13 protein-coding genes are annotated in these 13,045 nt (G+C 33.5%); 7 read left to right on the top strand and 6 right to left on the bottom strand.

Annotated elements, in window-relative coordinates; translation table 11 throughout:
- Positions 1 to 271: 271 nt before the first annotated feature.
- The 4 genes from recA (at position 272) to AC2H4K_RS08045 (ending at position 4,002) form a co-directional block, all read left to right on the top strand.
- Positions 272 to 1,273, top strand: coding sequence for a recombinase RecA (gene recA / locus AC2H4K_RS08060; RefSeq protein ID WP_281140662.1), 1,002 nt, complete (start codon positions 272 to 274; stop codon positions 1,271 to 1,273).
- Positions 1,274 to 1,375: 102 nt separating this feature from the next.
- A complete protein-coding gene (locus AC2H4K_RS08055) occupies positions 1,376 to 1,831 on the top strand; it encodes a hypothetical protein (RefSeq protein WP_493743037.1) in 456 nt (151 codons plus the stop codon).
- Between the two features lie 30 nt (positions 1,832 to 1,861).
- A complete protein-coding gene (locus AC2H4K_RS08050; RefSeq protein WP_493743036.1) occupies positions 1,862 to 2,407 on the top strand; it encodes an RNA polymerase sigma factor in 546 nt (181 codons plus the stop codon).
- A 2-nt stretch (positions 2,408 to 2,409) separates the two neighbouring features.
- Positions 2,410 to 4,002 carry a hypothetical protein gene (locus tag AC2H4K_RS08045; RefSeq protein ID WP_493743035.1) on the top strand — a complete coding sequence of 531 codons (1,593 nt, stop codon included), beginning with the start codon at positions 2,410 to 2,412 and terminating at the stop codon, positions 4,000 to 4,002.
- Positions 4,003 to 4,064: 62 nt separating this feature from the next.
- On the opposite strand, the gene AC2H4K_RS08040 is transcribed toward AC2H4K_RS08045, so the two are convergent.
- Entirely contained in the window at positions 4,065 to 4,826 is a 762-nt protein-coding gene (locus AC2H4K_RS08040) for a lysophospholipid acyltransferase family protein (protein WP_281140666.1), read from the bottom strand.
- Between the two features lie 196 nt (positions 4,827 to 5,022).
- On the opposite strand from AC2H4K_RS08040, the gene trpS reads away from it, so the two are divergent.
- The gene (trpS, locus tag AC2H4K_RS08035; RefSeq protein ID WP_281140667.1) at positions 5,023 to 5,991 is read left to right on the top strand and encodes a tryptophan--tRNA ligase; all 969 of its coding nucleotides are present in this window, start codon (positions 5,023 to 5,025) and stop codon (positions 5,989 to 5,991) included.
- 57 nt (positions 5,992 to 6,048) lie between these two features.
- Here trpS and dprA read toward each other — a convergent pair whose 3' ends face one another.
- Positions 6,049 to 7,167 (bottom strand): DNA-processing protein DprA, encoded by a 1,119-nt coding sequence (dprA, locus tag AC2H4K_RS08030; protein WP_281140668.1) that lies wholly within the window; start codon positions 7,165 to 7,167, stop codon positions 6,049 to 6,051.
- A gap of 105 nt (positions 7,168 to 7,272) precedes the next feature.
- Here dprA and AC2H4K_RS08025 point away from each other — a divergent pair, with 105 nt between their 5' ends.
- Both AC2H4K_RS08025 and AC2H4K_RS08020 read left to right on the top strand, forming a co-directional pair.
- Complete coding sequence (locus AC2H4K_RS08025) at positions 7,273 to 8,214, top strand: HU domain-containing protein (RefSeq protein WP_281140669.1); 942 nt, start codon at positions 7,273 to 7,275, stop codon at positions 8,212 to 8,214.
- Positions 8,215 to 8,275: 61 nt separating this feature from the next.
- Positions 8,276 to 8,785 (top strand): acyl-CoA thioesterase, encoded by a 510-nt coding sequence (locus AC2H4K_RS08020; RefSeq protein ID WP_281140670.1) that lies wholly within the window; start codon positions 8,276 to 8,278, stop codon positions 8,783 to 8,785.
- A 308-nt stretch (positions 8,786 to 9,093) separates the two neighbouring features.
- Here AC2H4K_RS08020 and AC2H4K_RS08015 read toward each other — a convergent pair whose 3' ends face one another.
- From AC2H4K_RS08015 to AC2H4K_RS08000, 4 genes are all read right to left on the bottom strand, one after another.
- Entirely contained in the window at positions 9,094 to 9,213 is a 120-nt protein-coding gene (locus AC2H4K_RS08015) for a hypothetical protein (protein WP_493743067.1), read from the bottom strand.
- A gap of 283 nt (positions 9,214 to 9,496) precedes the next feature.
- Positions 9,497 to 10,765 carry a murein hydrolase activator EnvC family protein gene (locus AC2H4K_RS08010; protein WP_281140671.1) on the bottom strand — a complete coding sequence of 423 codons (1,269 nt, stop codon included), beginning with the start codon at positions 10,763 to 10,765 and terminating at the stop codon, positions 9,497 to 9,499.
- 29 nt (positions 10,766 to 10,794) lie between these two features.
- Entirely contained in the window at positions 10,795 to 11,586 is a 792-nt protein-coding gene (gene lolB1, locus AC2H4K_RS08005) for a lipoprotein insertase outer membrane protein LolB1 (protein WP_281140672.1), read from the bottom strand.
- The gene (locus AC2H4K_RS08000; protein ID WP_281140673.1) at positions 11,587 to 12,948 is read right to left on the bottom strand and encodes a tetratricopeptide repeat protein; all 1,362 of its coding nucleotides are present in this window, start codon (positions 12,946 to 12,948) and stop codon (positions 11,587 to 11,589) included.
- Positions 12,949 to 13,045 lie beyond the last annotated feature (97 nt).

The following is a 13,045-nucleotide window of genomic DNA, read 5'->3' as shown; positions in this document are numbered from 1 at the left end:
ACTAACTTAAGAATTTATGCTAACCTACACCGACTATCAAGAATCGAGGTGTTCACGACAATTGAAACGCCTAATGTCTTCGCTAATTTGGTGTTTTTAAAAATAGACTTCATCTTAAAGACTTACACCTACTTTTTAAAAAATTTTCATAGCAATTTTTTCCTTTTTCAAACTGTAGATGTAAAAAGTGTAAAATGGTTGCGTCATTAAATTGAAAAAAATAAAATAAGTGGTATTTTTGATATCAATTTAATTAAGACAATAAGAAGAAATGAGTAGTGAAAAAGATGCAAAATTAAAAGCGTTAAAGCTAACGCTAGACAAGTTAGATAAGGCCTACGGAAAAGGTACTGTGATGAAAATGAGTGATCAGGCTATTGTAGATGTAGATGCAATTTCGTCTGGCTCTTTAGGCTTAGATATTGCCTTAGGAGTAGGCGGATACCCAAGAGGAAGAGTAATAGAAATATACGGTCCTGAATCTTCAGGTAAAACAACCTTAACACTTCATGCTATTGCCGAAGCACAAAAAGCTGGAGGTATTGCTGCGTTTATTGATGCTGAACATGCTTTTGATCGTTTTTACGCTGAAAAGCTTGGTGTTGATTTAGAAAATTTAATCATCTCTCAACCAGATAATGGTGAACAGGCTTTAGAAATCGCTGATAATTTGGTACGTTCGGGAGCTATAGATATCGTAGTAGTCGATTCTGTTGCGGCTTTAACACCAAAGAGTGAGATTGAAGGTGAAATGGGTGATTCTAAAATGGGCTTACATGCGCGTTTAATGTCTCAAGCGTTAAGAAAATTAACCGCTTCCATTAGTAAAACAAACTGTACTATGATTTTCATTAACCAATTACGTGAAAAAATTGGTGTGATGTTTGGCAATCCAGAAACTACAACTGGTGGTAACGCACTTAAATTTTACGCTTCAGTAAGATTAGATATAAGACGCTCAACTCAAATTAAAGACTCTAATGGTGACGTTATGGGTAATAAAACCCGAGTAAAAGTGGTAAAGAATAAGGTAGCACCACCATTTAGAACAGCAGAATTTGACATCATGTATGGTGAAGGAGTTTCAAAAGTCGGTGAAGTTTTGGATTTAGCAGTAGAAAAAGATGTTGTGAAGAAGAGTGGTTCTTGGTTTAGCTATGAAGACACTAAGTTGGGGCAAGGTAGAGATGCTGTAAAGTCATTGATAAAAGACAACCCTGAATTAATGGACGAGCTCGAAGAAAAAGTTAGGGCAATAATTAACGAAGCCTAGTTTAAAAAATTAAAATCCTGAAAAATTTCAGGATTTTTTTGTTTTTAGACGCAACCCTTTTGAACTTTATGCATCTAAAGAGTGGAATTTTTATTATAATTTATGAAAAAGTATGTCTTTTTACTCCTAGTATTTGCTCTTTCAATAACATCGTGTAGTCTTGATGACGATGATTCTTCTGATTACTATTTGGAAGTATTACCCATTGAAAATGTAGATATACCAGAACAATTTACACATGGTGAAGTTTACGAAATTACAATGACTTATACCAGACCTACAAGTTGTTATCAATTTAATGATTTTATATATCAAATAGATGGACAAACAAGAACAGTAGCCATAGTTAATACTGTTTATACTGGTGATATAGCTAATTGTATTGATGAAAATGAAGAAGTAACCGTTAGTTTTGATTTTATGGCCTCTGGGACTGAAACCTACTTGTTCAAATTCTTTCAAGGAGAAGATGCCCAAGGGGTCGATCAATATTATATTATTGAAGTTCCCGTTGTTGAAGAAAGACATTACGGTACTGGCACAACTGGTAGAAATTAAGAAAAATTATTAATTAATTCCAAAACTAATGTGAGTTTAGAACAACTCATAGAAAATTGTATAAAACAAGATGCTAAAGCTCAAAGCCAATTATACAAGCAATACGCAAGTAAGCTATTTTCGGTTTGTCTTAAGTATTCTAATAACTATGCAGAGGCAGAAGATAATCTGCATGATGCATTTATAACTGTATTTAGTAAAATAGATCAGTATAAAAACAAAGGTTCTTTTGAAGGTTGGTTAAAACGAATAGCTATAAATACTGCATTACAACGGTACAGGGAAAATGTTGGTGTTTTCGATATTGTTAATGAAGGAAATATTAAAGATGTTTCAGTCGATATAAATGAAGATGATGTTAGTCTGGAGTTTCTACTAAAAATTATTCAGGAATTGCCAGATCGTTATCGATTGATATTCAACCTATACGTTTTAGATGGTTATTCTCATGTTGAAATTAGTGAGTTGATTAACATTTCAGTAGGAACTTCTAAATCAAATTTAGCAAGAGCAAGATTGATTTTGAAAGATAAAATAGAAAATTACAAAGCGAATTCTAATTCGCAGAGTTTATAAAAATGAACGATAAGAAAAATATAGATAGACTTTTTCAAGAAAAGTTCAAAGATTTTGAAATGGTACCAGATGATGCCGTTTGGAATCGTATTTCTGAAAGTCTACCTAAGAAAAAGAAAAAGCGACGCGTTATTGCTCTTTGGTGGCAATATGGTGGTGTAGCTGCTGTAATAGCTATTTTACTCACCGTAGGTGTATCTGTTTATAATTCTGGAAATAACAACAACCCAAATCCTTCTGTTGTTGAAACAGATAATTCTAATCAAAAAGAAGAAAACAAGAAAACAGAAACAAATATCAAAGATTCTTCAAAAAGCATACAGAATGAACTTAAAGAATCTAAAAGCGATTACAACAATGGTTTAGCGAATTCTTCTTCTGATGAAAATCTGAACTTAAACACAAAAGAAAATACACCATCTCAGCAAGAAAAATCCGCCAATACTTTAAGTAATACATCTCAAAGAAATCACATTACAGAAAACAAAAACATCAATAATAAAAAAGAAGCTGGTATTACTGAAAAACAACAAGGCATTACAACTATTAGTGACCAAATAAAAGATGGCTCAAAAGTGACTTCTAATTCTGACAAGTCAAAAACCAATAGTTCTGAGACCAATCAACTCTCAACAGAAAATGAACTGGAATCTGCAATAAAGAACACTATTAAAGACAGTAATTCTGCTGTTGTTAGTAATGACTCTTCCACAAACACAAAAAACAACAGCAACTCAAATTCTGATAATGTTGAAAACACCATTACAGAAAATTCAATTGTTGACGAAACTAAAAAACAGTCTATAGAAGACGCTATTGCGGAGAATTCTGAAGATATTATAGATGAAAAAGAAGAAGAAAACCAAAACAGGTGGAGCATTGCACCAAATGTTGCGCCTGTTTATTACAGTTCTTTAGGAAAAGGCTCATCTATTGATAGTCAATTTAATGAAAATGCCAAAAGTAGTGATGTTAACATGAGCTATGGCATCAATGCTAGTTATGCTGTTTCAAGAAAGTTAAAAATACGTGCTGGCGTTAACCGTGTTAATCTTAGTCAAAAAACTTCTGATGTTTATGCTTTTGCTGGATCATCTACAGCTGCAAGAGCTAATAATTCAGAACAATCTACTGGCGGAAATATTGATTATGGCAAAAAATCTGGCGGTGTAGTGCTTATGAGCTCTTCAATGCTTTTTGGCTCTTCTGCTCCAGAAGCCTTTAATACACAATTAGCTGGCGATGTAGATCAACGCTTCGGTTTTATTGAAGTACCTCTAGAATTAGAGTACAGCTTATTAGACAAAAAGTTTGGGGTTAATGTTATTGGTGGGTTTAGTACTTTCTTTTTAAATCAAAATGAAATATATGCTGACATCGATGGTGCTTCAACTTTAATAGGTGAAGCTAATAACATCAACAACACAAGTTTTAGTGCCAATTTTGGATTGGGATTAGACTATAACTTGTCGCAACATTGGAATATAAATCTTGAGCCTCAGTTCAAGTACCAAATAAATACATTCAGTAATACTTATGGTGATTATAGACCATTCTTTATTGGTGTATATACAGGATTAAGTTTTAAGTTTTAGGTTAAATTTAAGTTAGAAGATTGCATACAATTAAGCAATGATGAATGCAATGATGACAAAAGCTACTCTTGGTTAGAGTGGCTTTTTGTTTTTATGGGTTTACTCAACTCCTCAAAAATAATATTTCTCGCTTTTTCATTTAAGCTTTTAGTATCTTGAGTTGTTAAATCTTCTGTCTTTAGAAAATGATGAATTTTTGCTCGCATTCTTCCTGGCCCACCACTAAAGAAAGTATACGAAAATCGTTTTTTATTATCATAAAAAGTTATTGGCACTACGGGTATTTTATGGTTTATTGCTAATCTAAACGCTCCATCTTTAAAATCATCTAATAGTACATGCTCTTCTGGCACACCGCCTTCAGGAAATATACAAATGCTCAACCCTTGTCTTAGTCGTCGCTGTGCTCTTAAAAAAACAGCTTGTCTACTTTTGGCACTACTTCTATCTACCAAAATACAAGTGCGCTTATAAAAGAATCCAAATAGTGGAATCTTCGCCAATTCTTGCTTACCAACAAAAACAAAAGGATTTTTAACTGTAACCAACATCAACATAATATCGGTCATTGAGGTGTGGTTCGCAATAAACATATAGCTTTTCTTTACATCTGGTTTTTCTTCTCTTATCACTTTATAAGAAAAGCCCATTCCTACGAGAATAAACTTAGCCCAAAACCTTGCTAGCCTAAAAAAGAACGGATACCATTTTTCTCTAGAAATAGAAATTAAAAGAATAGGAAACAAAATTACGATTGGTAAAGCCACCAAAACATAGAACCATATTCTATACAAAACCCAAAATGGATATTTTATTATTCCCATAGCACCAAAACTAAGTATTTAAATGAAATCACTTCTTATAGTTCTGCTAAAAAATTTAACTTTGCTTTCCAATTAGAAATTTAAGTTTAATAATAAAGTGATTCCTGCTTATTACTTGCTATCAGACTGAAGTTTATTGAAGTCTTGTAGTAAATAGAGCAGAATTAAAAAGATACCTGCCTTCGCAGGTAATATTATGGCAAGAATATTAACAGGAATACAAAGTACAGGAACACCGCATTTAGGTAATATTTTAGGAGCAATTTTACCAGCGATTGAACTCTCTGAGCAAAGCGATAATGAATCATATTTGTTTATTGCCAACCTACACACCTTAACCCAAATTAAAAATGCTGAAGAGCTAAGATATAACACCTATTCTGTTGCTGCTACTTGGTTAGCGTTTGGACTGGATATTGAAAAAACAGTATTTTACCGACAGAGCGATATTCCTCAAGTTACAGAACTTGCTTGGTATCTCGATTGCTTTTTTCCATATAACCGACTTAAACTTGCACATGGCTTTAAGGACAAAGCAGACCGATTAGAGGATGTTAACACAGGTTTGTTTATGTACCCAATGTTGATGGCTGCAGATATTTTGCTCTATGATGCCGAAATTATTCCTGTTGGAAAAGATCAAGTGCAGCATATTGAATTTACTCGCGACGTCGCTTCGAGATTCCACACCAAAATGGGAGAGGTCTTTGTACTACCTGAAGAGCGTTTACAAGAAAATACTATGCTTATTCCTGGTACGGATGGCGAAAAAATGAGTAAGAGTAGAGATAACTTTATTAATATCTTTTTACCAGAAAAACAACTGCGTAAAAAGATTATGTCTATAGAAACCGATAGTACTCCGCTTGAAGAACCAAAAGATTGGAAAACCTGTAATTGTTTTGCCATATACAGCTTATTAGCTTCTGAAAGTCAAATAGCAGAAATGAAGGCCAATTACGAAGGTGGTAATTACGGTTACGGACATGCTAAACAAGCTTTGTATGAATTGATTTTAGAGCGTTTTGCTGAACCAAGAGAACGCTATAACTACTATATGAATAATCTTAAAGAATTAGATGCTGTGTTAGCTGAAGGTGCTAAAAAGGCTAAAGTTGTTGCTGATGATGTATTGAAGCGTGTTAGGGAAAAGGTTGGGTATTAAAGCCAATCTCTTTAAAGACCTCACAGGTTTAAAAAACCTGTGAGGTCTTTGTTAAGCTCAAATAACCTCAAACAACTTCCCAGGCAAAGGTCTTATCACACCTTTCAATTCCATCGTTAATAAAATACCTGCTAATTTATAAGTGGGAATATTGCATTGTATAGCAATAACATCTAGTAATTCCTTGCCATTGACTTCCAAAAAATTGTAGATGACTTTTTCATCACCTTCTAACTCTACAAATAATTGCTTTTGAACATGTTTCTTGGACGCTGAGGCACTCGAAGCGTCTTCAAGTTGCCAATTCAACAGATATGGTACATCTAAAGGATCGGACAATAAATGTGCTTTTTGAAATTTTATAAGATTATTACAACCTATACTCTGGCTATCTGTGGTTCTTCCTGGTACAGCAAACACTTCTCTATTGTAAGAGTTTGCAATATCAGCAGTCACCAAACTGCCGCCTTTTTCAGCGGATTCTATAACGATGGTAGCTTCGCTTAAACCTGCAATGATTCGGTTTCGCTTTAAAAAGTTATTTCTATCAAAAACATCTGTACTCCAAAAATCTGTAAAAAACCCACCATGCTTTTCTAGGTCAGCAACATATTTTTCATGTACTTTCGGGTAAATTTGATTTAATCCGTGAGCCAAACAACCAATAGTTTGTAAGTTGTGTTTTACAGCTGCCTTCTGAGCCGTAATATCAGTACCATAAGCAAAACCAGATACAATTATTGGATTGTAAACAGCTAAACTTTCAACCAATTTCTCACAAAACGCAATTCCACTAGTAGTTATTTTCCTTGTGCCAACGATACTAATTATAGGTTGGCTTTTAATATTGATATTTCCAGACTGAAACAACACTATTGGGCCATCAATACAATGTTTCAACTTTTCGGGATAGGTATCTTCTGTAAAATAATGCGCTAAGATGTTATTGTCTTTAATGAACCGTAATTCATTTTCAGCTTCCTCAAAATGGGTTTTATCAAAAAGACCTTCAATAGTAATTGTACCTATGCCATCAATCTTTAAAAGATTAGACCTTTTTTCGTTAAAAACAGCTTCGGCTGAACCACAATGATTGATCAATTTCTTTGCTGTAGTCGCTCCTATTTTTGGTACATGTTGTAAGGCTAAAGCAAAAATTAATTGTTGATCCGTCATTTTAAAGTATTGATTTCAAACCTACAAGAAACTAAATTTTTCTGATGTTAATAACTAAACAGGGACAAAGTTTCATCAGAAACAAAAATTTTTAACTTTGCTTTTATGCAGTTAGAGACTTACATCAGCGACCTTTTATACCGTTACGATTGTGTTACCGTTCCTGGATTGGGAGCCTTTTTAACCAATCGTGTTTCGGCAAAAGTTCATGAAATTACACATACGTTTTATCCACCTAAAAAGGTGCTATCTTTTAATGAGCAACTTCAAAATAATGATGGTCTTTTAGCTAACTACATAGCCGAAGTTGAAAAGATACCTTATTCTACAGCGACTGAAAAAATTGCTAAGCAAGTAAAATCTATTAAATCTTACTTGGTAGAAGGTGAAACTATTCAATTTCAAAACATAGGAGAATTAATATTGAACACTGATGGTAAGATTATTTTTGACCCATCAACTCATATTAATTACCTAACGGATTCTTTTGGGTTGTCTCACTTTACATCTTCGGATATTAATCGTGAGGTTTACAAAGAAGAAGTTGAAGCTATTGAAGAAAAAGCACCTATTGCGTTTACTCCTGAAAAGCGATCTAACCTTAATTTGTTAAAGTATGCTGCTGCAGCTGTTGTTGTATTGGGTCTAAGTGGTTTTTTAGGCGCTTCTTATTACAATAATTCCATAGAAAGCCATAATCAATTAGCTCAAGAACAAGCTAATGAACAGTTAGACGCAAAAGTACAGGAAGCTACTTTTGTAATTAGTAATCCACTACCTGCTGCGACGCTGTCTTTAGAAAAAAAACAAACGGGTAATTATCATATTGTGGCTGGCGCTTTTAGAATTGAAGCTAATTCTGATAAAAAGGTAAAACAACTAAGAGACAACGGTTTTAAAGCTAGAAAAATCGGTGTTAACCGTTATGGTCTTCACGAAGTTGTTTATGGTAGTTTTGAGACAAGAGCCGAAGCACAGCAAGAACTTTACAACATAAGAAAAGAGCATAACCGCGATGCGTGGTTATTGATTAAGAAATTAGATTAATTCTTTCTTATCCCTTTATTTCTTTAAAAGCACCTTATCTTTGCACAAATTTTAAGAATTTATGCAATCTAGAACAGCTTCTCAATCTAAAACTACGGTAACCGACTTAGTATTACCAAGCGAAACTAATCCTATCAACAACTTATTTGGTGGTGAATTATTAGCACGCATGGATAGAGCTGCTAGTATTGCTGCAAGACGACACTCTAGACGAATTGTAGTAACCGCTTCAGTAAATCACGTAGCTTTTAATAGAGCTATTCCTTTAGGTAGTGTGGTGATGATTGAAGCTAAAGTTTCAAGAGCGTTTACATCTTCTATGGAAGTTTATATGGACGTTTGGATTGAGGACAGGGAGTCTGGCGAATGTATCAAAGCCAATGAAGCTATTTATACCTTTGTAGCTGTTGACGAAACTGGTAGACCTGTAAAAGTTCCTGAGTTAATTCCTGAAACAGAACTTGAAAAAGAGCGCTTTGATGCTGCTTTAAGACGTAAGCAATTAAGCTTAGTCTTAGCAGGAAAAATGAAACCTGCTGATGCTACTGAGTTAAAGGCCCTTTTTGAGTAGTTTTTATACTAATATACTGGCGCAGCCAAAATGTAATTTGTTACTATAATTTTCCCTAAAATGTAAGACCAAGCAATCTTTTGTCTTGTTTAATTTAGATTCTTCACTATCGCTCTGAATGACATGCAAATATCTTTAAATTATATAAAACCTAAACTTGTGCTTGTCATTCTGAAGGACGAAGGACTGAAGAATCTCTCAAATTTCACGATTCAAAAAATTCCATTGAGGGTTAAATAACTTAATCAAATCCTCTTTTTTATTTCTACTCCAACCCTTTATCTCTTTTTCTCGCTTTATGGCATTTTCTACCTCAAAAAATGTTCGTGATAAATAAGGAAGAAACATTTATACTTGGCTGTAAAAGCTTTAGAAAACGGCTCAGGATTATTATGAAAATATAGTCTGTCTTTAAGATTATTCGTCATTCCTGTATATAAAACTGTTTTACTTTTATTCGTTAAGATATATACGTAGTAGTTATGTGTACCTATTGTTTTCATATTTAAAGGCTAGATTCTTCGCTGTCGCTCTGAATGACATTCAAAAAATCTTTAAATTATATAAAACTTAAACTCATGTTTGTCATTCTGAAGGATGAAAGACTGAAGAATCTCTCTTTATTAATTTTACTTTTATTAGATTCTTCGCTACGCTCTGAATGACAAATAACTGCTCAATCTATGGTGGCTATGTTGTAGTAAAGGTGAATTAAAACTTAGCTAACCAATATTGGGGATTTAATCTTTGATCGTTCTTAAATAAACGGAAGTCTAATAAACTTTCGCCATTTACTTTACTAGTGAATACTTTACCTATAACCTGACCTGTTGTGACTTTATCACCAGGTTTGACGTAAACTTTTGATAAGTTGTAATAGATAGTAAAATAATTTCCGTGACGAATTAATATTCCTGGGTTAGCGTTTTTTACAAGTATAATTTTAGAAACCACACCATTAAATACAGTTTTAACATCAGCATTTGCTGTAGTTGCAATTTTAATTCCAGAATTATTGACTTCAACAGAGTTGTCTGTTAAAGAGCGTGTTTTACCAAATTTTCCTTTAATGACTCCTCTTTCAACCGGCCAGCCTAGTTTCCCTTTGTTAGACTCAAAATTTGTTGCTAATTTTTTTGCTTCTGGAGTCATTACAAATTTTGATGAGCTAGAGCTCGTATTAGGTTTTCCTTTGTTAGCTTCTTTGTTAGCCGCTGCAATAGCTTCTCTAATTAACCTATTTATTTCCTTATCTAAACGATCAGCTTCCTGTCTTTTTTCCTTGATTTGAGCTGCGAATTTACCCATATCTGCTTTTATAGAAGCCATTAAGGTTTCACGTTCTTTAAGCTCTTTTTCTAATTCACGTTTAGCTATTCGGTTATCTTCAATTAACTTTTGCTTGTCTTCTTTCTGTTTAGTAAGTTGAATATTTAAATCTTGAAGTTCTTTTGTTTTAGTCTTTATAGCTTCACCTTGTTCCTTTTGGTAATTGGCATACTGCTTAATGTATTGTAGTCTTTTATAAGCTTGTTTAAAGTCTTCCGAAGACAACAAAAACATAATTTTACTCTGCTCAGACTTACTTTTATAAGACTTTACTACCATTGCAGCATAATCTTCCTTCAGCTCTTCTAATTGCGCTCTAAGGCTCGTTATTTCCTTTTGATTGGCATTTATTTCTCTGGTCAGTAAATTAGCTTGCTCATTGGTAATTCTGATAAGATTCTGCCTAACATTAACCTTGTAGTTTAAGTCTTCAATAAGTGTGAGAGCGGATTTTTCTTCTTTCTTCTTACTTGTATATATTAATTTGAATTCCTCTATTTCTCTTAAAATCTGCTGACGCTGTGCTTCTAGCTTTTTTTGCATAGCGCTTTGGGCAGATAACTGCACAGATGAAAATAATATGACTAAAACCACTAAGGCATTACAATATTTTTTCATCATTTTAATATTAAAAGATTTCTCGTCGTTCATTCTTCACTCTGTCGAAATGACAAATACATTTATTTTATAACTATTTCTTTATAACCAGCAGGAATTTTAAACGGGAAGCGCACTTCCTCATTTAAAGATACAGATTTATACTCTAAAGTAATTGCCACCTGATCAGAATCTTCAACCGCAATTATTCTAATATTCTGAGGAAGAATTTGCTTATCCACTTCTTGATACGACGCATAATCTACTTGTAACATACGCTTCTTTAATTGCTGAAACATTTGTAAACTATCCATCTTAAAATGCGACGGATTGATTAAATAAAACAATTCTAACAATGCATTTTGATCTTTTGGCTGAAGCGCATAAGAGTTTTCGTTTATTGCGACTTGATAGGGTTCATCTTTCAAATTAGTAATTGCTTGCCCTAAAAGTATATTTTGAACTCTGTCAAAATCTAAATCAATACCAGCAACATCACTCAGCAACTTATAGTCTCCATCAAAGTATTCGTTATCAATCTTGTTATAAAACTGAACTTTTTCTGGTGTTATCATCATCCGAGCCATTCCAAAAGAAGCACTTAACCAAATTACTTTATCCTTTTCCATTCTAAAGCTAAAGGTATGGCCTTGCTCTTTTTCTCCTTGAATAAGATCAATCTCTACTCTGGCGTTCATGGTTTTAAAATCAGCTTCGTTTTTTTCGTGCTGTTTTATCACTTGTTTAGCCGAAAGCTTATCGCTTGCTTCACCTGATGCAATAACGTTTTTGGTAGATTTACAACTTAATGCTGTAGCTATAATCACAAAACTTAATGTGATTTTTAGGCTTTTATAGATTTTGGGTAACTTCATTTATTGTTGTGCTTTTAAAGCTTGTGCCTTTTTAGCAAACGTTTCGGATTTACTAATATTATTTAATCCTTTGTATGCTATACTTAATTCTGAATAAAAATCGGATTCCATTTGTGGGTTCTCTATCAAGAAATCGAGGCCCATTTCCAGCTGATTTTTTGCTTTTTTGTACTCACCCAGTTTATTGTTTGCTACACCATTAACCAAATATAAAATTGGTTGTGCTGGATACAACTCTAAGGCGCGTTCAGAATCTTCTACAACGGCATTATAATCCTCAATGTCTAGTTGTAATAATAAGACGTCTTTTATCAATTTAAAATCCTTTGGATTTTGTTTTAAAGCTTCTTTAAAGTTTGAAAGTGCTTTTACTTTGTCACCCGCTTTTAAATAATAAGCTCCCAAATCGCTATGGGTTTGAGCATCTTTATTTTGATCTATTAATGCTGTTATTTCTATTAAATCGGATTCGTACTCTGGGTTTTGAGCCACAAAAGCCACAAAGTCTTTTAATACTTTAGCCTTAGCATCTGCATTGATTTCTGGGCTTGTTAATGCAATTCTCACTGAGTTGATAGCATCATCTATTTTATCGTCTTGCAAGTAAAACTTATATAAAGCTAAGTGTACAAACTTAGAGTCTGGTTTTACTTTTAAAAGGTTTCTTGCAGCTTTGTAGGCTTTCTTTTTGTCACCCGTTTGGCTATAACGGTAAATCAGCTTTAGGTGATTATCTTCGATATTAGGATTGTTTGCAATACGTTGTTCTAAGTTTTCTATTCTATCGTCTGCGTTACCTGTAATACTATAAATATCATTACGCATGGCGTCTCTAGACTCACTTAAACCGTATTCTTCATCTAACTCATCTAAAATATCTAGCGCTTGTTTATAACGTTCTTCCCTAACATATAGAGCTGCTAAATCTTCTTTATAATCTGGGTGATATCTAACAAGTTGCTTTATGGTTTTTATCGCATTATTGACATCATCTTGTTGGTAATACACATCATAAAGCTCGTCTAAAAACCAAACATTGTCTGGTTGCATATCTATAGCTTTCTTTAGATATTCTTCTGCAGCTCCAAAGTTTTTAAGTTTGTTGTAGTTTTTACCAAGCTCAAAATAAATGACAGGCTTTTTAGAATCTAGATTTAAACATTTGTGAAGCGCTTCAACCGCTCTATCATAGTTTTCTATGCCTTTTTGTTTTAAGGCTTCAAAAAAGTGCTCTTGAAATTCGTCTTCAACATTTCCTAAGTCATCATCTGGTCGTTTGTTGAAATCGACTTGGGCCATAGCAAAGCTTGGTACTAAAAATAGTACTAGTAGAAGTTTTGTTATGTGTTGTTTTAATTTCATATTTAGATTCTTCGCTAACGCTCTGAATGACAAATTGGTTTCAAAAGTTATTCCAAACTTGTGTTTGATTATGATTTTTCGCGGTAACCGAAAGATA

Source organism: Winogradskyella sp. 266wxhm, assembly GCF_058964685.1.
Note: the sequence above shows the minus strand (reverse complement) of the source record. Positions and strands in the feature narration are given on the sequence as shown.